The organism is Reyranella sp. (genome assembly GCF_004296935.1).
Taxonomy (GTDB): Bacteria; Pseudomonadota; Alphaproteobacteria; order Reyranellales; family Reyranellaceae; genus Reyranella.
The window spans coordinates 178,745-197,577 of record NZ_SCVH01000166.1; the positions used below are offsets into that span (position 1 = coordinate 178,745).

Genomic DNA, 18,833 nt, shown 5'->3' on the forward strand with positions numbered 1-18,833 from the left:
AAGTTGATATCAACATGATTGTGGCATGTCAAAGGCGACCACCGTCCACTACGAAACAACGGAGCATGTCCGCGATCGTTGCCTGTGCCTCGCCGCACAGCGCACCGCGCGCGTGCTGACACGTCACTTCGATGACATGTTCCGGCCGCTCGGCCTCACCAGCGGCCAGTTCTCGCTGCTGATGTCGCTCAACCAGCCGGAGCCGCCGTCGATCGGCTCTGTCGCGAACCTTCTGGCGATGGATCGCACGACCCTGACCGCGGCGCTGAAGCCGCTCGAGCGGAATGGCCTTCTGGCGATCAAGGTCGACCCGGCCGACCGGCGCGGCCGTCGTCTTGTTCTGACGGACGCCGGCCATCGCCTGCTGGCGACCGCGCTGCCGATCTGGAAGCGCGAGCATGGCCGCATCGAGAAGCAGCTGGAGGACGCCGATGGATTGTGGGCCGGCTTGAAGACGCTGGCATGATCGCCCGTTGCGTTTGCGGAAGCGTCGAGTACGAGGCGACCGGAGATCCGATCCTCGGCGTCGCCTGCTATTGCGATGATTGCCAGAAAGGCGCGCGCCGCATCGAAGCGCTGCCCGGCGCGCCGCCGGTGCGCGACCCCGACGGCGGCGTCGCCTACATCCTCTACCGCAAGGACCGCGTGCGCTGCACCAAGGGCGGCGGGCTCGTGCAGAGCCACAAGCTCAGGGAAAAAACCGACACCAATCGCGTCGTGGCGACCTGCTGCAACTCGGCGATGGTCATGGGCTTCGACGATTCCAAGCACTGGGTGCCGATTTATCGCGGCCGCGTTCAGGGGGCGCCACCGCCGATCGACATGCGCATCTGCACGAAGTTCGCGCCCGAGGGCGACAACGTTCCGCGCGACGTGCCGACCTATCCGGGCTTCTCCGTCAGATTCATCTGGAAGCTGCTCGGCGCCCGGCTCGCGATGGCGCTCGGCAGATAGGCCTACGCCACCACCGTCTTCCCCTTGAACGTACACAGGTCGGCCACGACGCAAGCCGGGCAGAGCGGTGTGCGCGCCTTGCAGGTGTAGCGACCGTGCAGGATCAGCCAGTGGTGCGCGTGCAGCCGGTATTCCTCGGGGACGCGCTTCAACAGCTTCAGCTCGACCTGCAGCGGGTTCTTGCCGGGGGCGAGCCCGGTGCGGTTGCCGACGCGAAAAATGTGGGTGTCGACGGCGATGGTGGCCTCGCCGAAGGCCACGTTCATCACCACGTTGGCGGTCTTGCGGCCGACGCCGGGCAGGGCCTGCAGCGCGGCATGGTCGCTCGGCACCTTGCCCTCGTGCCGCTCGATCAGGAGGTGGCTGAGCGCGATCACGTTCTTGGCCTTGGTGCGAAAGAGGCCGATGGTCTTGATGTAGTCGATGAGTTTCTTCTCGCCCAAGGCGATCATCTGGGCCGGCGTCTTGATCTTCTCGAACAAGGGCTTGGTCGCCCGGTTGACGCCGATGTCGGTGGCCTGGGCCGAGAGCACGACCGCCACGAGCAGGTGGTAGAAGTTTTCATATTCCAGCTCGGTCTCGGGTTCGGGCATCGCAGCCGCGAGGCGGGCAAAGAACTCGGGGATGACGGCGGTCTTCATCAGGGCCATATAACTTCATAGCATGACCGAAACGCCCATCACCTCCGGGCCCGGGGCGGTGCATTTCGCCACCTCGCTCAGCCCTCATCGCAGCCTGTCGCCCGAAGGCTTCAAGTGGGTGATCCGTGGCGCCATCGCGGCCAACCTGGCGATCGGCTTGCCGATGCTCCTGTTCGGCGCCTGGCCGGTGCTGGGTTTCATGGGTCTCGACATCTGGCTGCTGTGGTGGCTGTTCAAGCGCAGCTACCTCGACGCCCGGCGCAGCGAGACGCTGGTGCTGACCGACAGCGAGCTGCTGGTCGATCGCGTGGCGCCCGACGGCGAGCGCGAGGAGCACCGGCTCGATGCCTACTGGCTCCGGCTCGACGTCACCGAGGAACGGCTGGTCGTGGTCTCCAAGGGCAACCGCCTGGTGATCGGCCGCTTTCTCTCGCCCGATGCCCGCCTGGCCTTGGCCGAGCAGTTGAAGGCGGCACTCGCCGAGATGCGCGCGCCGCGTTTCGAGCACGAGTGGGACTAGAAACCCTCTCCGGCCCTTCGGGCCACCTCCCCCGTATGACGGGGGAGGAGAAGAAAATCAGATTCCTCCCCCGTCTCGGGGGAGGTGCCCCGTCATACGGGGCGGAGGGGGTCAGAGCCCCAGCACGTCCTTCATGCCGTAGAGGCCGGGCTTCCTGCCCTCGAGCCACTTGGCGGCCATGACCGCGCCCATCGCATAGCCCTCACGGCTGAACGAGCGATGCGTCAGCTCCAGCCGCTCGCCGGCCGAGGCGAACATCACGGTGTGCACGCCCACCTCCTCGCCGCCGCGCAGTGCCGCGAAGCCGATCTCGCCGGTCGGCCGCGCGCCGGTGTGCCCATCGCGGCTGCGGCGCCAGACCTTCTCGAGCTCGACCTTGCGGCCGGCCGCCGCCGAATGGCCGAGCGCCAGGGCGGTCCCTGAGGGCGCATCGATCTTGTGGCGGTGGTGCATCTCGAAGATTTCGATGTCGTAGCTGGGATCGAGCAGGGCCGCGGTCTTCTCGACCAGCGCCATCAGGATGTTGACACCGAGCGCCATGTTGGCCGCCCACATGATCGGCACCTTCTTCGCCGCCGCGTGGATCAGCGCACTCTGCTCCGGGCTGAGGCCGGTGGTGCCGATCACCATCGCCACGCCCTTGTCGGCCGCGATCGCGGCATGCGCCACGGTGGCGGCGGGCACGGTGAAGTCGATCACGACCTGGGCCGCGGCGATGGCGGCGGCACTGTCCGACACGATCTTCACGCCTTTTGCGCCCACGCCCGCGACCTCGCCGGCGTCGCGGCCCAGCGCGTTGCTGGAAGCGCTCTCGATGGCGCCGGCCAGACTGCAGCCGTCGGTATTGGCGATCCGCTGGATCAGCATCTGGCCCATGCGGCCGGCGGCGCCGGCAATGGCGATCTTCATTTGATGGTCCTGTCCTGAATGCCCGCCGGACAATATCCTACAAACCGGACAAGGCGGGAGTCGGACATGCTGTTCATGGTGGTCGAGAAGTTCAAAGGGCAGGACGGCAAGGCCGTGTACGCCAAGCTGCGCGACAGCGGCCGGGCGCTGCCCGACGGGCTGAAGTTCGTCGCCAGCTACGTCACGGCCGACCTGAGCCGCTGCTTCCAGCTCATGGAGACCGACGACATCACGACCTTCCAGCGCTGGATCGCCGACTGGCAGGAAGTGGTCGAGTTCGAGGTCGTGCCCGTGGTCCAGGGCAAAACCACCCGCGAGGCCCTCGAACCGCTGCTGTAATGGTATTTTTTCGGAACTATTGACAGATTCAACAGGAATAGGCTAAGAAAAAGCCTACTCTGGCGGACCTCGTATCCGCCGACCCAGCCCGCCCGGCACCCTCTGACTCATGAGGGCGCGGCGGGCTTTTTCGTGCCTGCGGAGACAGCAAACATGGGAACGACGATCTACCCGACCGTGCCAGTGGCACAGCCGGCGGCGGAGCCGTGGCCGCCCCTCTCGGACAATGGCGATGAGCACACGATCCGTGTCGACGAGATGTTCGCGCGCCAGCTCGACAATGAGTTTTCAGCCGGCGTGCGCGGGCTGTTGCACGACCCGGAGAGCGGAGTCGCGGCCCAAAGCGGCGAGGCGGCGCTGGAGGCCATCGCCGGTGCGCTGCCGGCGCTCAATGACCTCAAGGAGCGGACGCTGGCCCAGGCCATCGGCCCGCGCCAGCGCGGCATTCTCGAGCCGCTGATCGAGACGCGCCTCGACTGGGCGGCCGGCACACTGGGCCAACTGGCGCAGCGGGCCACGATCGAAGTGGACGACGCCAGCGTCGCCGACCGCATCGCCGGCCTGAACCAGGACGCGGCGACGTCGTGGCACGACCCAGCCTACCTGCGGAAGCTCGGCCGGACCGCGGTCGAGGAACTGCGCTACCAGGGTGAGCGCCGCGGCTGGGACGCGGCCGAAACCGATACGCGTGTTCGTGCCGGCCTCAGCGACCTCTATGCCGGCGCGGTCGAGACCGCGATCGGCCAGGACGATCTCGACGGTGCGGCTGGTTTCTACGAGCACGCCCGCGTAGTCATCACCCCCGAGCGCCAGGCCGCAATCGACCGCCGTTTCATCCGGGCCCGCGCGGCCGCTGCCTATCGCGACGTCGATCGCGACATGGCGGGCATCCCGATCGAGCCGGCGGGACCGCCCGGCGCAGACGTCTTCGCAGAACGCGCGGCCGAACTCACGCCCGAGGACGCGAGCGACGCGGTGCGCGCCGGCATCGCCCAGGTCGCGGCCTTCGCCCATCGCCGCGCCGAGCGACAGTGGCAGAAGCAGCAGTCGGACGCCGGCGTCGCCGCGCTGGAGTGGGCCCAGAAAAACGCCGGTGCGTCGCTTCTGAAAATGCCGCCGGACATCCGCGACTGGCTGGCGCCCGACCAATGGCGCGGCCTCGAAGCCTTCTACATCGAAGGCCGCCTCGCGACCGACCGCGACCTCTTCGAACGACTCGACCGGCTGCTGGTCTACGAGCCCGACGCCTTCGCCGGCGCCGACCTCGCCCGCCATCGCCTCTCGCTCGACGACGAGGATCACGCGCGCTTCGTCGGCGGGCAGAAGGCAATCACCGACGGCACCTCGGACCCGGCCTTCATCCGCTACCGGCGCGCCCGCCTCGACGCCGACCGGACCCTGGAGGCCAAGGGCATTGACACCGACGGCCCGGTAGCGGCGACGGTCCGCGCGGATATCCGCGACGGTCTCCACAGCTTCGAGGCGATCGAAGGCCGTCCGCCCAACGGCCAGGACATCGCCGTCCTCGTGGCGGAGGCGATCGATCGGTCCGTCGGGGAGGACTCTCCGGCAGCCACCCCAGCGAACGGGGCTTTCGATCCCGGGAACATCATTCTCGCACAGGCCGGAGGCGGCGGCTCACGCGGCGGCGGCGGTGGTGGGAGCGGTCGCGGCCCGCAAACGCCGCCGGCTGCTACTTCGCAACGACCGCCGACTCCAGGGCCAGGACACAACCAGCCGCCGCGGGAAATCCCGCCAGGGCTGCCCAACGCGATCGAAAAATGGCGTCGGTGGACCCAGCCGCCGGTCCAGCCGCCTGCTGCGCCACCACCACCGGACATCGCCGGGCCTCGTGCTGCGGCAGAGCAGACCGCCGAGGAGCGGGCGGCCATCTACGACACCTACCGCGAGCATCTGCAGGAACTCGATCCGGACAATGCCCTGTTGAAGCTCGAACCGGTGCCGGGTGTGCCTCCCGATCGGAACACGGTGGATAGCTACGAAAGGGAGGTGACCAGAGTCGTAAAGAAAAAGATCGACGACAGAACGGCCGAATTGAAAGCGCAGAGCACATACAGCAACGACTCGGATGTGAGGACGATCGGTGGCGAGGTCGATCTCCGCTTCGAGTTCGACAAACTCAAGATTGGCGGGACGCGCATCTACAAGGCGAGAGGTCAATACAAGGAAGGCGGCAGTGGTGAACTCTATGCACTGCCTGGAAGTGATGGCCTTCAGGTGGGATTCCGGATGGCCCACGATATGCAGAAGGGCACACGAGGATCAGTGCCGACCTTGGAAATCATCGTACCCGGTAGAGATCCCGTTAAATTTCACTACAATTCCGAGAGGTGACTCATGATCGATAACGCGTTGCACCAGAAACTCATGGCAATCGCGGACATGTTCTTGTCGGTGCCGTCTGAGTTCGGACTCTATCAAGTCTGGCCAAAGGTCAAGTACGGGCTTCACATTTCCGACGACCGCGAGGTCAAGCGTCTCACGCTCGAACTTGTACGCGAGATGCTGACGCGCGGCGCACGGGCAGGCCACTACGATGACCCATCTTCATGGATGACTTATTTCGAAGAGACGACACCCGACGAGGTCGTCGCCCGTATCGACCACGAGTGGGATGCCCTGGGCAGCCTCCCTTCGATCGACGATATCTGCTGGTTTGAATATCCGGCGCGCGAACTAGCCATGCCCTAGATCCAATTCGGGATCGCCGGGCCTCGCGCCGCGGCGGAACAGGCCGCCGCCGAGGAGTGGGCGGCCACCTGCGTCACCTACTGCGAGCACCTGCAGAAACTCGATCCGGACAATGCCCTGCTGAAGCTCGAACCGGCGCCTGGTGTGCCGCCCGACAAAGTAGTCGTCGATAGTATCCAAAAGGAAGTCGATGCCATCATCCAGGGCAAGCTCGGTCGGTTTGTCTTCAAGAATCACGACAAGTATCCCGACGACAAAGCGTTGAACGGCGAACAAGGTAACGGAAGGGATGTCCGCATGCGGCCTTTTCGGGTCAGCACGCGGAATCGCAAACCATTCTAAAACTACCAAGCAGGGATATGTATGTCGGCTTTCGCATCAACAAGGAAGGCCTGCCGACGATAGACATAAACTCGCCGCATACGGGCTCCATACGGTTCTACTATAAGTAGAGAGAATGTCATGAATAATACCGCATTCGACACTGAACTGAAGGACTTCGTCGCCGATTGCGAAGCCGGTCGCGCCGAAGATTGGCTGGGTCTCGTGGTGATCGCGAATTTTGTCCGACGCCACTGCGGTATTACCGACAACGATGAGGTGAAGCGGCTTTCGCTAACGGCCGTTCGTGCGCTCATGGAGCGCGGGTTTCGCGCTGGTCAATTCAAGCGCTATGGCGATTCCAAGCTGATCCTGTGGCCGGATCAAACACCTGATGCCGTCGTCGCGCGCATCGACAAGGAGTGGGATCCGGCGAAGGGCGACCCCAACATCAACGATATCTGCTGGTTCGAGTGATGCGATGACCGACGACACCATGCGCGCGAATGTCATTCTTCGACGCGCAGGGGTCGGAAAACGGCTGGCGAAAAGCCTTATCGATCAACGGCTTGAATTTCCCGACACGATTTTCCCGACACCGGGGCGTCGGGAAAAGCCTACTTCCAGGGGTCGGCGACCTTGGGCCAGAAGGGCGTCTTGCGCTTGGTGTAGGGCCAGCGCGTGACGTCGGGGTCGGCGGCGCCGGGGGAGGCCACGTAGAGGATCTCCTTCGCGAGGCTCACGAAGCCGTTATAAAAATGCTGCGCGCTCTTCACGATCACGACGCGATAGTCGGCGGGCTCGGCGCCGACGGCGCGAAAGGCGTCGGCGTGGAAGGTCTGGTTGCGGCGCGTGCAGATCGCGATGTCGACATGCTCCGAGGAGAGCAGCGCCATGTCGCCCAGCGGCGACATCACCGGCCCGTAGGGCTGGAAGACGTTGCGCGCGATCTTCTTCACCGTGACGTCGAGATCGACCGGATCGCCGCTCACCGCGCCGGACTTGCCGCCGAGCCGCATGCGGATGCGCGCGCCCTCGCCTGCCTCCTCGGCGATCTGGAAGGCCATCGGGTCCCACATCACGCCGAACAGGGCGGGGCCGATCTCGCGTTCGACCAGCGCCTTCAGCACGAAGGTCGAATCGCCGGGCGCCCCGGAGCCGGGATTGTCGGCGCGGTCGGCCAGCACCAGCGGGCCTTGATTGTGCGAGGCCGCACGGCCCATCGCCTCGGCGACGGTGAGGTACCTGGTGGCATAGCGTTCGCGATTGTCCCACAGCTCCTGGCCGAGCTGCCTGGCCAGCGCTTCGGCCTTTTCCTTGTCGCCGTCGGCAACAACGAGGGTGCGGGTGCCGACGTCTTCCACATCGGCGAAGGAGAAGCCGTGGCTCAAGGAGACGGAGAGGATGCCGTCCTTGCCCTCGAGCGATTTCATGCGGACCACGAACTCGTTGATGGGCGGCACGGAGGTCCGGTACTGCGCGATCATGCGGCAGTCGTAGCGGGCCATGACGGGCTTCACCTTGCCGTCGGCCGTGTCGGCGATGATGTCGAACAGCTCGGCCGCGCGCTCCATCGTGTCGGTGTGCGGGTATTCCTTGTAGCCCACCAGCACGTCGGCGCTGTCGAGCATGAGGGCGCTCAGGTGGCAGTGCAGGTCGAACTCGGCGCCGATCGCCACCTTGGGCCCTGTGATGGCGCGGATCTTCGAGAGCAGGTCGCCTTCGCAGTCGTCGTATCCGTCGGCGACCATGGCGCCGTGGACGTTGATCAGCACGGCGTCGAGCGGAAGGGCGGCCTTCACGCCGGCCAGGACCTCGTCGCGGAAATCCTCGTAGACCTTGCGCACGGTGGTGCCCGAGGGCGCGGCAAAGGTCGCGAGCCCTTCGATGACGGTCCAGCCGCGCTCCTCGGCCTTCTTGCGCCAGACATGCAGCGGCGCGGTGAAGTTGGTCGGTTCGTGCCGGGTGGCGTCGCCGCGCCAGATGCCGTGCTCCTGGTAGCCGCGCAGGCCGGTCGGGAAGGGCACGAACTGGTTGGTCTCGGTCCCGAGGGCCGCGATGAAAACACGCTTGGTCAAGAAAACTACTCCTTGCGGCGGTGGCAGCCCACGACATGGTCGTCGACGAGGCCCGACGCCTGCATGAAGGCGTAACAGATGGTGGAGCCCACGAACTTGAAACCTTCCTTGGCGAGCGCCTTGGCCAGCGCATCGCTCCCAGGCGTGCGCGCCGGCACGTCCTTCAGCGTCCTGGGGCGCGCATGAGTCTGTTCGCCCACGGTTTTGCGCAGCCAGCGATGGAACGAGCCTTCGCGCTCGACCAACTTTAGAAAGGCCTTGGCGTTGCTCACGCTCGCGTCGATCTTGCCCCTGTGGCGGATGATGCCGGGATCGGCCAGCAGTTTGGCGAGCTTGGGCGGCGTGTAGCGCGCGATCTTCGCCGGATCGAAGGCGTCATAGACCTTGCGATAGTGCTCGCGCTTGCGCAGCACGGTGATCCAGGAGAGGCCCGCCTGGCAGCCCTCCAGGATCAGCAGCTCGAACAGCGCGTGATCGTCCTTGAGCGGACGACCCCATTCCCTGTCGTGATACTTTTCGTACAGCGGATCGGCGCTCGCCCAGCCGCAGCGCGCCTTGCCGTCCGTTCCAACAACCGTGTTCTGTCTGGGAGCCATGCGCGGACCCTACCCAAGCGCGCCGTGGGACGCCACACTGGGACAAATGGAGGAATGACCCATGGCCAGGAATCTCGCGGACCTGAAGGTCTGCATCTTCGACGTGTTCGGCACGGTGGTGGACTGGCGCGGCAGCCTGATCGCGGACCTGCCCGCGCTCGGCAAGAAATACGGGATCGAGACCGACTGGACGAGCTTCGCCGACGACTGGCGCGGCCTCTATCAGCCGCAGATGGCCCGTGTGCGCAAGAAAGAGCTGCCGTGGACGCGCATCGACGACCTGCACAAGGAAGCGTTCGAGATGCTTCTGAAGAAGCGTGGGCTAAGACATCCGGGCGAGGAAGGGTCTTGGGAATTCACCCATCTCTGGCACAAGCTCCGTCCGTGGCCCGATTCGGTCGAGGGCATCGGCATGATGAAGAAGAAGTATGTCGTGAGCACGCTCAGCAACGGCAACGTTGCTCTGCTGATCAACATGGCCAAGAACAGCGGCATTCCGTGGGATCACTGCTTCTCGGGCGAGACCTTCAATCACTACAAGCCCGATCCCGAGGCCTATCTCGGCGTGGTCGACAGCATGTACCTGAAGCCGCACCAGGTGATGCTGGTCGCCGCCCACAACGGCGACCTGGCGGCGGCGCAGAAATGCGGCCTGTCGACGGGCTACGTCAATCGCCCCTACGAGCACGGTCCCAAGCAGAAGGTCGACTTCAAGGCCGAGGGCGACTGGGACGCCGTCGGCGACACGATCATCGAGGTCGCGAAGAAGATCGGCTGCTAGAGCGCCGGCCGGCGCTGACGCCACGGCGTCGCGCGTTCGTAGGCGGCACCCGCCGAGAACACGCTCGCTTCGTCGAAGGCGCGGCCGGCGAGCTGGAAGGCGAGCGGCAGCCCGTCGGCGCCGAAGCCGCAGCACACCGTCGCCGCCGGCTGGCCGGTGACGTTGAACGGCATGGTGAGTGAGGGCTTGCCAAGGAAGTGGAAGATCTGCTGCGGCTCCTCGAAGATCTCAGGCGCTCCCCAGTGGTTGGCCGTCATCACGAGGTCGTAGCCGCGCATGGCTTCGCGCGTGTCCTGATGCAGCTTGCGGCGAAAGCGGAGCGCGGAGATGTACTGCTCGGCCGAGATGAAGGCGCCGAGCTGGAATCGCCGCCGCGTCGTGTAGCCGAATTTCTCCGGCCGCTCGATGACGTCGCGGCGGTGGATGGCATGCGCCTCGGTCGTGATGATCACGCGGCCGCAGATGTGATAGTCGCGGACGTCGGGGAAAGCGACCTCCTCGACGATGGCGCCGAGATCGCGGAAGACACGCACCGCGTTCTCCATGCCCTTGGCCATGTCGGGTGAGAGCTTGCCGTCCGGGCCTTCGTACCAGGCGCGCGCCAACGCGATGCGCATGCCCTTGATCGGGCGGCGCGCTGCCGCGCCGTAATCGACCATCGCAGTCCTGGCCGAGGCCTGGTCGTTGGGATCGTAGCCTGCGAGCGCGCCCAGGATCAGCGCGCAATCCTCGGTCGTCCAGGCGAGCGGGCCTGCCGTGTCGAGGCTGAAGGCGAGCGGGAAGATACCGCAGCGGCTCACCAGCCCGTAGGTCGGCTTGATGCCGGTCGTGGCGCAGTAGCCCGCCGGATTGCGGATCGAGCCGCCGGTGTCGGAGCCCATCGCGCCCATGCAGAGCGCCGCCGCGACGGCTGCGCCCGAACCGCTCGAGGAGCCGCCGGGCTGGTACTTCGGGTTCCATGGATTGAGCACCGGCGGGAACGGTTGGTCCGGCGTCATCGCGCCGTTGGCGAATTCGTGCGTTCCGAGCTTGCCCAGGATAACGGCGCCGGCCTCCTTCAGCCGGCGCACCGAGGCGGCATCGATGGCCGGCACATAGTCGACCTTGAAGTGCGAATGGCCTGTCGTCTTCACACCGGCCGTCTCGTAGATGTCCTTCAGGGCAAGCGGGATGCCATGCAGCGGTCCGCGTCGCAGCCCACCGTTCATCTCCATGTCGGCTTGGCGCGCGGCGGCGCGCGCCTCATCGGTCATGACGGTGATGTAGCTCGCTATCTTGTGATCGACGGCCGCGATGCGCGCGAGGAATGCCTCAGTGAGGGCTGTCGCGGTGAGCTCGCCAAACGCCATAAGGCGCCCCGCCTCGGCGATGCTGAGGGTCGTGAGGTCGATCATGACGCGTCTATTCGTCGGCGCGGAAGACGTGCGGCGGTTCGGCGGCCCAGGCCCAGCGTTGGGGGATGCGTTCCATCAAACCGAGCAAGCCGACATAACCCTTGTGGAGGTGACCGATGTCTTCCTCGGTCAAGACGAGGCCTGTCAGCGCGGCGCGCGCACGAAATTCTTCGAGCGTTGGCGGCTTCGTCGACGATGTCATGCAAGTCCTCCGTCCGGTCGAACATGCAATCGACATGCCGCGTTGCTCCAACACATACACGCGGCATTGGCTTGCTGCTTGCATGACGGTACGGCGAGCGCGCCCGGCTGGGAAGCGCCGAACTTAGGAGCAGTGAATGTTCAAGCGCCTTCGAGTGGCCGCCGCCGGCTTTGGTGTTCTTGCGGTGACTGCAATGCCTGCCCTTTCGCAGGGCACTCTGCGCATCGGCATGACAGCCGCCGACATTCCGCAGACCACGGGCCAGCCCGACCAGGGCTTCGAGGGTTTCCGGTTTGCCGGCTACACGATCTACGACGCGCTGGTGAACTGGGACCTCTCCAAGGCCGACACCATCGCCGACATTCGCCCCGGCCTTGCATTGTCGTGGGCGCCGGTCGAGGGCGAGCCCACCAAATGGGTCTTCAAGTTGCGCGAGGGCGTGAAGTTCCATGACGGCTCCGACTTCGACTCGGCAGCCGTGATCTGGAACCTCGACAAGGTGCTGAACGACAAGTCGCCGCAGTTCGACCGCAAGCAGATGGCGCAAGCCCGCGCCCGCATCCCGACTCTCGTGGGCTACAAGGCGATCGACAAGTACACGGTCGAACTGACGACCCGCGTGGTCAATTCTCTGTTCCCCTACGATATGTCCTACATCTTCTATTCGAGCCCGGCGCAGTGGGAGAAGCTCGGCAAGGATTGGAACAAAGTGGCGCTGCAGCCGTCCGGCACCGGACCGTTCAAGGTCGACCGCGTTGTGCCGCGCGAACGCCTGGAGCTGTCGCGCAATGCCGAGTACTGGGAGAAGGCGCGCGTTCCCAAGCTCGACAAGGTGCTGCTGTTCCCGATGCCCGAGGCGGCCACCCGCACAGCGGCGCTGCTCGCAGGCCAGGTCGACTGGATCGAGGTGCCGGCGCCCGATGCCATCCCGCGCCTGAAGCAGGGCGGCATGAGCATCGTGACCAACAAGTATCCGCACAACTGGGCCTACCAGCCCAGCATGGTCGAGGGCTCGCCGTGGACCGACATCCGCGTGCGCAAGGCCGCCAACCTCGCCATCGACCGCGCCGGCATCAACAAGCTTCTGGGCGGCCTGATGATCGAGGCGAAGGGTGCCGTCTATCCCGGGCATCCCTGGTTCGGCTCGCCCAGCTTCGACATCAAATATGATCCTGCAGCGGCGAAGAAGCTGCTGGCCGAAGCCGGCTACAGCGCGACCAAGAAGCCCAAGATCAAGATCGCGATCTCGACCTCGGGTTCCGGCCAGATGCTGCCGCTGCCGATGAACGAGTACGTCCAGGAGAACCTGAATGCCGTGGGCTTCGACGCCGAGTTCGAGGTCATGGAGTGGAACTCGCTGATCAGCTTTTCCTTCCAGCCGGCGACCGGTCCTGACGCCAAGGCCAAGGGCGTGAACGGCATCAACATCAGCCGTGCCACGGTCGATCCCTATTCGGCCTTCATGCGGCTCTATCACTCGAGCTTCGTTTCGCCGGCCGGCGCCAACTGGGGAATCCTGAAGGACCCCAAGGTCGACGAGATGATCAACAAGGCCCACGCCACCTTCGACCGCGCCGCCCAGACCAAGGCGCTGGCCGACGTCCACACCTACATCGTCGACCAGTCCTACTGGGTCTACATCGCCCACGATCTCAACCCGCGGGCGATGAGCCCCAAGGTGAAGGGCTTCGTGCAGGCCCAGAGCTGGTTCCAGGATCTCACCCCCGTCGAGATGGCGAAGTAGCGACGGAGGACGGGCGGCCATGCTGCTCTACGCGCTGCGACGACTGCTCTATCTGGTGCCGGTCGCCTTCGGCGTGTCGCTGCTCGTCTTCGCGCTCGTGCACCTGGCGCCGGGCGATCCGATCTCGGCCATCGTGCCACCGGATGCGCCCAAGGAGGTCGTCGACAAGCTCAAGGAGTACTACGGCTTCGACAAGCCGCTGCCCGTCCAGTACTTCCGCTGGCTGGCGGTGACGTTGACCGGCGATCTCGGCACGTCCATCGGCACCGGCCGGCCGGTGGCGGCCGAAGTGGCGTCGGCCTTCGGCAACACCATCATCCTGGCCATCGCCGCCACGCTGTTCGCCTTTTCGCTCGCCGTCTTCCTCGGCACCTCGGCGGCCTATGCCAAGTCGCGGATCGTCGATCGGCTGGTCACCATGATCTCGCTGATGGGCGTGAGCGTGCCGCATTTCTGGCTGGCGATCGTGCTGGTGATCGTCTTCTCGGTCGAAATGGGCGTCCTGCCGCCGATGGGGTTGGGGCCGGAGAACTCGACCGGCTGGCGCCTCGACTGGCCGCACCTCAAGCACATGATCCTGCCGACCATCGCGCTCTCGGTGATCCCGCTCGGCGTGGTGACGCGCACCGTGCGCTCCACGGTCAAGGAAACGCTCAGCATGGAGTTCGTGACCGCGCTGCAGGCCAAGGGCATGCGCGACGACCAGATCCTGCGCCACGTGCTCAAGAATGCCGCGCCGACCTGCCTCGCCGTGATGGGCCTGCAGGCCGGCAACCTGATCGGCGGGTCGATCCTGATCGAGACGGTGTTCGCTTGGCCGGGCACCGGCTTCCTGCTGAACAGCGCCATCTTCCGCCGCGACCTGCCGATCCTGCAGGGCACGACCCTGGTGCTGGCCGGCTTCTTCATGTTGCTCAATCTCACCGTGGACGTGATCCAGACCATGGTTGATCCACGCATCAAGCGGGGCTGACGACGATGGCCATTCAGAGCCCGACCGTCGACATCGCCGCCCCCCTGGTGCGGCCGACCGTGGCGTCGGCGTCGCGTGGCTATTGGCCTTCCGTCGGCCGCCGGCTGCGCCGCGACCCGGTGACCCTGGTTTGCGCCGGTGTCCTGCTACTGATCGTCCTGTCGTCGATCGCTGCGCCGTTGCTGGGGTTGGCCGATCCCTACAAGACCTCGATGATCCGCCGCCTCTATCCTCTGGGATCGCCCAACCATCTGCTGGGCACCGACGAGCTGGGACGCGACATGTTTGCCCGTCTGATCTACGGCGGCCGCCTGTCGCTGTTCATGGGGGTGACGCCGGTCGTCTGTGCGCTGCTGATCGGCGGCATCCTCGGCATCACCGCAGGTTTCGTCGGTGGCAAGATCAACATGGCGATCATGCGCGTCATGGACGTGTTCTACGCCTTCCCGTCCGTACTGCTGGCGATCTCGCTATCGGGCGCCCTGGGCGCCGGCACCGAGAATACGCTGCTGTCGCTCACCCTGGTCTTCATCCCGCCGATCTGCCGAGTGTCGGAGAGCGTGACGACCCAGGTGCGGGGCTTCGACTTCGTCGATGCCGCGCGCGCGAGCGGCGCCAGCGCGCTCACCATCGTGCGGGTGCATGTGCTGGGCAATGTGTTGGGACCGATCCTGGTCTACGCCACCTCGCTGATCAGCGTGGCGATCATCCTGGCGGCCGGCCTTAGCTTCCTTGGCTTGGGTGTCAAGCCGCCGGAGCCGGAATGGGGCCTGATGCTGAACACGCTCCGTCAGGCGATCTACGTCAATCCGGTGCTGGCAGCACTTCCCGGCGTGATGATCTTCATCACCTCGATCTGCTTCAACCTGATGAGTGACGGGTTGCGCGCCGCCATGGACGTGAAGGCCTGACATGGAGTCGCTGGTGCCCGTCGAGGATCGTGGTGGCCCGGCCCAGCCGCTGCTTCTGGCGAGCGGACTGCGTAAGCATTTCCCGGTGCCGGGTGGGCTGCTCGGCCGTTCTGGCAAGGTGGTCCGCGCGGTCGACGATCTCTCGTTGTCGGTTGCCAAGGGCGAGACGTTGGGTGTGGTGGGCGAGTCCGGTTGCGGCAAGTCGACGGTGGCGCGGCTGCTGATCCGTCTCATCAAGCCGGACAGGGGCACCATGGTGCTGGACGGCGATCCGGTTGACGAACCACACGGCATCACGGTCAACGAGCTGCGCCGCCAGGTGCAGATGGTGTTCCAGGATTCCTACGCCTCACTCAATCCCCGCCTCACCATCGGCGAGACGCTGGCCTTCGCGCCCAAGGCGCACGGCCTGCCGGCGGCCGAGGCCCGGGCACGCGTGCGCGATCTGCTCGACAAGGTCGGCCTCGACCCGACGAATTACGCCGAGCGCTATCCGCACGAGCTGTCCGGCGGTCAGCGTCAGCGGGTCAACATCGCCCGCGCGCTGGCACTGCGGCCGCGGCTGGTCATCCTCGACGAGGCGGTATCGGCGCTCGACAAGTCGGTCGAGGCGCAGGTCCTGAACATGCTGGTCGATCTCAAGACCGAGCTTGGCCTCACCTACATCTTCATCAGCCACGATCTCAACGTCGTGCAGTATCTCAGCGACCGCGTCCTGGTGATGTATCTCGGCAAGATCGTCGAGCTGGGCTCGGTCGAGGCGATCTATGGCGACCCGCAGCATCCCTACACGCGGGCGTTGCTGTCGGCGCGACCATCGATGGACCCCAGGCGACGCACCAAGGAAGCGCCCATCCAGGGTGACCCGCCCAATCCCATCGATCCGCCCTCGGGCTGCCGCTTCCGCACGCGGTGTCCGTTTGCCGAGGACGTTTGCGCGCGGGCCGAACCGCCGCTTGCCGATACCGGCGCGCAGGCCGTCGCCTGCCACATGCGGATCGCGGGGTCGGGCCATTCGAAGGCTGTCGCGACATGAGCAACCTGCTGCAGGTCCGCGACCTTCATGTGACATTTGTCACGCCCGATCGCACGGTGAACGCCGTCAACGGCGTCAGCTTCGACGTGCGACGCGGCGAGACGCTGGGCATCCTGGGTGAGTCGGGGTCGGGCAAGAGCGTCACCCTGCGGTCGATCCTGCGCCTCCATCCCGAGCACCGCACGCGCTGGTCCGGCAGCATCAAGCTGGAAGGCGACGAGATCCTGACCATGGGAAGGGGCGCCCTGTCGGACCTGCGTGGCCAGCGGGTCGCCATGATCTTCCAGGAGCCGGCGACCGCCTTCGATCCGGTGTTCACCATCGGCCACCAGATCGCCGAGACCGTGCGCCGCCATACCGGCAAGGGTGAGGCCGACTCGTGGACCCGCGCCCGCGAGCTGCTCGAGATGGTGCGCATTCCCTCGCCGGCGCAGCGGCTGAAAGCCTATCCGCACGAAATGTCGGGCGGCATGCGCCAGCGCGCGATGATCGCTCTGGCGCTGTCCTGCAACCCGAGCCTGCTGCTGGCCGACGAACCGACAACGGCACTCGATGCCACCGTCCAGATCCAGGTTCTTCTCCTGATCAGGGAACTACAGCGCGAACTCGATGTCGGGGTGATCTTCGTCACGCACGACATCGGCGTGGCGGTCGAGGTCTCCGACCGCATCGGCGTCATGTATGCCGGCAAGATCGTCGAACTGGCACCGGTCGAGCAGATGGTCGACGCGCCGCGCCATCCATATAGCCGGGGCTTGCTCGCCTCGACGGTACATGACGGCATGCGCGGCCGGCGTCTGGAAGCCATTCCGGGTGCTCCACCCGATCTCGCCGAGGTGCCGACTGGCTGCAGCTTCGCACTGCGCTGCAAGTTCGTTCAGTCGAACTGCGTCGCCCGGCCGCCCGATCTGCGCGAAGTCGGCGGAAGCCATCTCGTACGGTGCGTGCTGGTCGATGCTCAGGAAGCCGGCGTCGCCGCCTAGCCGCCGAACATTTCCTTCACCTTGCTGAAGAAGCCCTCGGATTCAGGGCTGGTCTTGCCGGCCTTCTCGAACTCCTTGAGGAGGTCCTTCTGCTTGGACGTGAGGTTGGTCGGCGTCTCGACGTTGATCTCAATATACATGTCGCCGCGCTGGCTCGAGCGCACGATCGGCATGCCCTTGCCGCGCAGCCGGAACTGGTGGCCGCCCTGGGCGCCGGCGGGAATGTTGATCCGCGCCATCTTGCCGTCGAGCGTCGGTACCTCGATGTTGCCGCCGAGCGTGGCCTGCACCATCGAGATCGGCACCCGGCAATGGACGTCGGCGCCCTCGCGCTCGAACAGCTGGTGGCGCCGCACCGACAGGAACACGTAGAGATCGCCCGCTGGTCCACCGCGCGTGCCGGCCTCGCCTTCGCCGGAGAGGCGGATGCGCGTGCCGTCCTCGACGCCGGCGGGAATGTTGACCTTCAGCGTCTTGTCGCGGCGTACGCGACCCTGGCCGGCGCAGCTCCGGCACGGTTTGTCGATGGTCTGGCCGGCGCCGTTGCAGGTGTGGCAGGTGCGCTCGACCGTGAAGAAGCCCTGCTGGGCCCTGAGGCGGCCTCGACCCTGGCAGGTCGGACAGGTCTGTGGCTTGGAGCCGGCCTCGGCGCCGCTGCCGTGGCAGGCCTCGCAGGATATCGAGCTTGGCACCCGCACCGTCGCTTCGGTGCCGCCGTAGGCCTGTTCCAGCGTGATCTCAAGGTTGAAGCGCAGGTCCTGGCCGCGCGTGTCGGTCCGGCCGCCGCGGCCACGCCCGCCGCCGCCGAACATATCCTCGAAGATTTCGCCGAACACCGAGCCGAAATCGAAGCCCTGGCCGCCCTGGAAACCACCGGGGCCGCCAGGCCCGGCACCGCCTTCGAAGGCCGCCGCACCGTAGCGGTCATAGGCCGCGCGCTTCTCCGGATCCTTCAGGATGTCGTAGGCATGATTGACGGACTTGAATTTCTTCTCGGATTCCTTCTCGGATTCTTTGTCGCCCCGATTGCGATCCGGATGATGCTGCATGGCGAGCTTGCGGAACGCCTTCTTGATGTCGTCGGCGCTCGCCGTACGGCTGACCCCGAGCAGCTCGTAATAGTCTTGCGACATACGCCCTACGCAGCCCCCACTTGCCTCTCACGCGTCGGCCTCCCGCTTGCGCGGGAGGCCGACTCTATCTTGCTTCTTGGCCCGGCTCAGCCGGAACCCGTCTTCTTGTTCTTGTCGGTGACGTCCTCGAACTCGGCATCGACGACCTTGTCGCCCTTCGCCTCGTTCGCGCCGCCTGCCGAGCCATCGGTGGCACCGCCTGCCGCCGCGCCTGCCTGGGCATCGGCCTGCTGGGCCTTGTACATCGCCTCGCCGAGCTTCATCGCCGCCTGGGCGAGATCGTTGGTCTTGGCCTTGATCGCCTCGACATCCTCGGCCGTGAGCGCCGACTTCAGCCCCTCGAGCGCACCTTCGATCTCGGCCTTCTCGGTCGGGCTCACCTTGTCGCCGAACTCCGCCAGGTGCTTGGTCGTCGAATGGACCAGCGCCTCGCCCTGGTTGCGGGCGTCGATCAGCTCGCGCTTCTTCTTGTCCTCTTCGGCGTGGAGCTCGGCGTCCTTCACCATCTTCTGGATGTCGGCCTCGCTGAGGCCGCCCGAAGCCTGGATGCGGATCTGCTGCTCCTTGCCGGTGGCCTTGTCCTTGGCCGAGACCTGCACGATGCCG

Annotated in this window: 22 protein-coding genes; 13 read left to right on the top strand and 9 right to left on the bottom strand. The window is 65.8% G+C overall.

The genetic code is table 11. The annotated features are described in order from the left end of the window. Positions 1-25 precede the first annotated feature (25 nt). A complete protein-coding gene (locus tag EPO55_RS25215) occupies positions 26-466 on the top strand; it encodes a MarR family transcriptional regulator (protein ID WP_296340284.1) in 441 nt (146 codons plus the stop codon). Further along, entirely contained in the window at positions 463-954 is a 492-nt protein-coding gene (locus EPO55_RS25220) for a hypothetical protein (RefSeq protein WP_296340285.1), read from the top strand. The genes EPO55_RS25215 and EPO55_RS25220 overlap by 4 nt, the downstream gene beginning before the upstream one ends. Positions 955-956: 2 nt before the next feature. Here the strand turns inward: EPO55_RS25220 and nth are convergent, their stop codons facing one another. Further along, positions 957-1,604 carry an endonuclease III gene (gene nth, locus EPO55_RS25225; RefSeq protein ID WP_296340286.1) on the bottom strand — a complete coding sequence of 216 codons (648 nt, stop codon included), beginning with the start codon at positions 1,602-1,604 and terminating at the stop codon, positions 957-959. Between the two features lie 13 nt (positions 1,605-1,617). Between nth and EPO55_RS25230 the strand changes: the two genes are divergently transcribed. After that, on the top strand, positions 1,618-2,115 hold the full coding sequence (locus tag EPO55_RS25230; RefSeq protein WP_296340289.1) for a DUF2244 domain-containing protein: 498 nt from the start codon (positions 1,618-1,620) through the stop codon (positions 2,113-2,115). Positions 2,116-2,226: 111 nt separating this feature from the next. Here EPO55_RS25230 and dapB read toward each other — a convergent pair whose 3' ends face one another. Next, on the bottom strand, positions 2,227-3,024 hold the full coding sequence (dapB, locus tag EPO55_RS25235) for a 4-hydroxy-tetrahydrodipicolinate reductase (protein WP_296340291.1): 798 nt from the start codon (positions 3,022-3,024) through the stop codon (positions 2,227-2,229). Positions 3,025-3,090: 66 nt separating this feature from the next. On the opposite strand from dapB, the gene EPO55_RS25240 reads away from it, so the two are divergent. The 3 genes from EPO55_RS25240 to EPO55_RS25250 all read left to right on the top strand — a co-directional run bounded on the left by EPO55_RS25240 (position 3,091) and on the right by EPO55_RS25250 (position 6,075). Continuing rightward, positions 3,091-3,363, top strand: a complete 273-nt coding sequence (locus EPO55_RS25240) for a DUF3303 family protein (RefSeq protein ID WP_296340293.1) — start codon at positions 3,091-3,093, stop codon at positions 3,361-3,363. Positions 3,364-3,516: 153 nt separating this feature from the next. Further along, the gene (locus EPO55_RS25245) at positions 3,517-5,718 is read left to right on the top strand and encodes a hypothetical protein (RefSeq protein ID WP_296340295.1); all 2,202 of its coding nucleotides are present in this window, start codon (positions 3,517-3,519) and stop codon (positions 5,716-5,718) included. 3 nt (positions 5,719-5,721) lie between these two features. Next, a complete protein-coding gene (locus EPO55_RS25250) occupies positions 5,722-6,075 on the top strand; it encodes a hypothetical protein (RefSeq protein WP_296340296.1) in 354 nt (117 codons plus the stop codon). Here EPO55_RS25250 and EPO55_RS25255 read toward each other — a convergent pair. Then, the gene (locus EPO55_RS25255; protein WP_296340297.1) at positions 6,061-6,312 is read right to left on the bottom strand and encodes a hypothetical protein; all 252 of its coding nucleotides are present in this window, start codon (positions 6,310-6,312) and stop codon (positions 6,061-6,063) included. The genes EPO55_RS25250 and EPO55_RS25255 overlap by 15 nt on opposite strands. 225 nt (positions 6,313-6,537) lie before the next feature. Between EPO55_RS25255 and EPO55_RS25260 the strand changes: the two genes are divergently transcribed. Beyond that, a complete protein-coding gene (locus EPO55_RS25260; protein WP_296340298.1) occupies positions 6,538-6,873 on the top strand; it encodes a hypothetical protein in 336 nt (111 codons plus the stop codon). Between the two features lie 140 nt (positions 6,874-7,013). Here the strand turns inward: EPO55_RS25260 and EPO55_RS25265 are convergent, their stop codons facing one another. Together EPO55_RS25265 and EPO55_RS25270 are read right to left on the bottom strand one after the other, a co-directional pair. After that, positions 7,014-8,474 carry a M81 family metallopeptidase gene (locus EPO55_RS25265; protein WP_296340299.1) on the bottom strand — a complete coding sequence of 487 codons (1,461 nt, stop codon included), beginning with the start codon at positions 8,472-8,474 and terminating at the stop codon, positions 7,014-7,016. A gap of 5 nt (positions 8,475-8,479) precedes the next feature. Then, positions 8,480-9,070 carry a DNA-3-methyladenine glycosylase I gene (locus EPO55_RS25270; RefSeq protein WP_296340301.1) on the bottom strand — a complete coding sequence of 197 codons (591 nt, stop codon included), beginning with the start codon at positions 9,068-9,070 and terminating at the stop codon, positions 8,480-8,482. Between the two features lie 61 nt (positions 9,071-9,131). Between EPO55_RS25270 and EPO55_RS25275 the strand changes: the two genes are divergently transcribed. Continuing rightward, a complete protein-coding gene (locus EPO55_RS25275) occupies positions 9,132-9,851 on the top strand; it encodes a haloacid dehalogenase type II (protein WP_296340303.1) in 720 nt (239 codons plus the stop codon). Here EPO55_RS25275 and EPO55_RS25280 read toward each other — a convergent pair. Both EPO55_RS25280 and EPO55_RS25285 read right to left on the bottom strand, forming a co-directional pair. Beyond that, positions 9,848-11,245, bottom strand: a complete 1,398-nt coding sequence (locus EPO55_RS25280) for an amidase (protein WP_296340305.1) — start codon at positions 11,243-11,245, stop codon at positions 9,848-9,850. The genes EPO55_RS25275 and EPO55_RS25280 overlap by 4 nt on opposite strands. A 7-nt stretch (positions 11,246-11,252) precedes the next feature. Continuing rightward, entirely contained in the window at positions 11,253-11,447 is a 195-nt protein-coding gene (locus tag EPO55_RS25285) for a hypothetical protein (protein WP_296340306.1), read from the bottom strand. 136 nt (positions 11,448-11,583) lie between these two features. Between EPO55_RS25285 and EPO55_RS25290 the strand changes: the two genes are divergently transcribed. The 5 genes from EPO55_RS25290 to EPO55_RS25310 are packed head-to-tail and all read left to right on the top strand — an operon-like array spanning position 11,584 to position 17,094. Further along, a complete protein-coding gene (locus tag EPO55_RS25290; RefSeq protein WP_296340308.1) occupies positions 11,584-13,191 on the top strand; it encodes an ABC transporter substrate-binding protein in 1,608 nt (535 codons plus the stop codon). A gap of 19 nt (positions 13,192-13,210) precedes the next feature. Continuing rightward, positions 13,211-14,164, top strand: a complete 954-nt coding sequence (locus tag EPO55_RS25295; protein ID WP_296340309.1) for an ABC transporter permease — start codon at positions 13,211-13,213, stop codon at positions 14,162-14,164. Positions 14,165-14,169: 5 nt separating this feature from the next. Continuing rightward, positions 14,170-15,075: an ABC transporter permease gene (locus EPO55_RS25300; RefSeq protein ID WP_296340310.1), complete on the top strand. Its 906-nt coding sequence runs from the start codon at positions 14,170-14,172 to the stop codon at positions 15,073-15,075. Position 15,076: 1 nt separating this feature from the next. Next, entirely contained in the window at positions 15,077-16,111 is a 1,035-nt protein-coding gene (locus EPO55_RS25305; RefSeq protein WP_296340312.1) for an oligopeptide/dipeptide ABC transporter ATP-binding protein, read from the top strand. Further along, positions 16,108-17,094: an ABC transporter ATP-binding protein gene (locus EPO55_RS25310; protein ID WP_296340313.1), complete on the top strand. Its 987-nt coding sequence runs from the start codon at positions 16,108-16,110 to the stop codon at positions 17,092-17,094. Before EPO55_RS25305 ends, EPO55_RS25310 begins: the two co-directional genes overlap by 4 nt. On the opposite strand, the gene dnaJ is transcribed toward EPO55_RS25310, so the two are convergent. Together dnaJ and EPO55_RS25320 are read right to left on the bottom strand one after the other, a co-directional pair. Further along, complete coding sequence (gene dnaJ / locus EPO55_RS25315) at positions 17,091-18,227, bottom strand: molecular chaperone DnaJ (protein ID WP_296340315.1); 1,137 nt, start codon at positions 18,225-18,227, stop codon at positions 17,091-17,093. The genes EPO55_RS25310 and dnaJ overlap by 4 nt on opposite strands. An 86-nt stretch (positions 18,228-18,313) precedes the next feature. Next, on the bottom strand, positions 18,314-18,833 hold a 520-nt coding region (locus EPO55_RS25320), incomplete at its 5' end, for an Hsp70 family protein (protein ID WP_296340317.1).

Excerpts from the sequence above, each read along its gene's own strand:
- EPO55_RS25215 (WP_296340284.1), top strand. The coding sequence starts at position 26 with ATGTCAAAGGCGACCACCGTCCACTACGAAACAACGGAGCATGTCCGC.
- EPO55_RS25220 (WP_296340285.1), top strand. The coding sequence starts at position 463 with ATGATCGCCCGTTGCGTTTGCGGAAGCGTCGAGTACGAGGCGACCGGA.
- nth (WP_296340286.1), bottom strand. The coding sequence starts at position 1,604 with ATGGCCCTGATGAAGACCGCCGTCATCCCCGAGTTCTTTGCCCGCCTC.
- EPO55_RS25230 (WP_296340289.1), top strand. The coding sequence starts at position 1,618 with ATGACCGAAACGCCCATCACCTCCGGGCCCGGGGCGGTGCATTTCGCC.
- dapB (WP_296340291.1), bottom strand. The coding sequence starts at position 3,024 with ATGAAGATCGCCATTGCCGGCGCCGCCGGCCGCATGGGCCAGATGCTG.
- EPO55_RS25240 (WP_296340293.1), top strand. The coding sequence starts at position 3,091 with ATGCTGTTCATGGTGGTCGAGAAGTTCAAAGGGCAGGACGGCAAGGCC.
- EPO55_RS25245 (WP_296340295.1), top strand. The coding sequence starts at position 3,517 with ATGGGAACGACGATCTACCCGACCGTGCCAGTGGCACAGCCGGCGGCG.
- EPO55_RS25250 (WP_296340296.1), top strand. The coding sequence starts at position 5,722 with ATGATCGATAACGCGTTGCACCAGAAACTCATGGCAATCGCGGACATG.
- EPO55_RS25260 (WP_296340298.1), top strand. The coding sequence starts at position 6,538 with ATGAATAATACCGCATTCGACACTGAACTGAAGGACTTCGTCGCCGAT.
- EPO55_RS25270 (WP_296340301.1), bottom strand. The coding sequence starts at position 9,070 with ATGGCTCCCAGACAGAACACGGTTGTTGGAACGGACGGCAAGGCGCGC.
- EPO55_RS25275 (WP_296340303.1), top strand. The coding sequence starts at position 9,132 with ATGGCCAGGAATCTCGCGGACCTGAAGGTCTGCATCTTCGACGTGTTC.
- EPO55_RS25280 (WP_296340305.1), bottom strand. The coding sequence starts at position 11,245 with ATGATCGACCTCACGACCCTCAGCATCGCCGAGGCGGGGCGCCTTATG.
- EPO55_RS25285 (WP_296340306.1), bottom strand. The coding sequence starts at position 11,447 with ATGACATCGTCGACGAAGCCGCCAACGCTCGAAGAATTTCGTGCGCGC.
- EPO55_RS25290 (WP_296340308.1), top strand. The coding sequence starts at position 11,584 with ATGTTCAAGCGCCTTCGAGTGGCCGCCGCCGGCTTTGGTGTTCTTGCG.
- EPO55_RS25295 (WP_296340309.1), top strand. The coding sequence starts at position 13,211 with ATGCTGCTCTACGCGCTGCGACGACTGCTCTATCTGGTGCCGGTCGCC.
- EPO55_RS25300 (WP_296340310.1), top strand. The coding sequence starts at position 14,170 with ATGGCCATTCAGAGCCCGACCGTCGACATCGCCGCCCCCCTGGTGCGG.
- EPO55_RS25305 (WP_296340312.1), top strand. The coding sequence starts at position 15,077 with ATGGAGTCGCTGGTGCCCGTCGAGGATCGTGGTGGCCCGGCCCAGCCG.
- EPO55_RS25310 (WP_296340313.1), top strand. The coding sequence starts at position 16,108 with ATGAGCAACCTGCTGCAGGTCCGCGACCTTCATGTGACATTTGTCACG.
- dnaJ (WP_296340315.1), bottom strand. The coding sequence starts at position 18,227 with ATGTCGCAAGACTATTACGAGCTGCTCGGGGTCAGCCGTACGGCGAGC.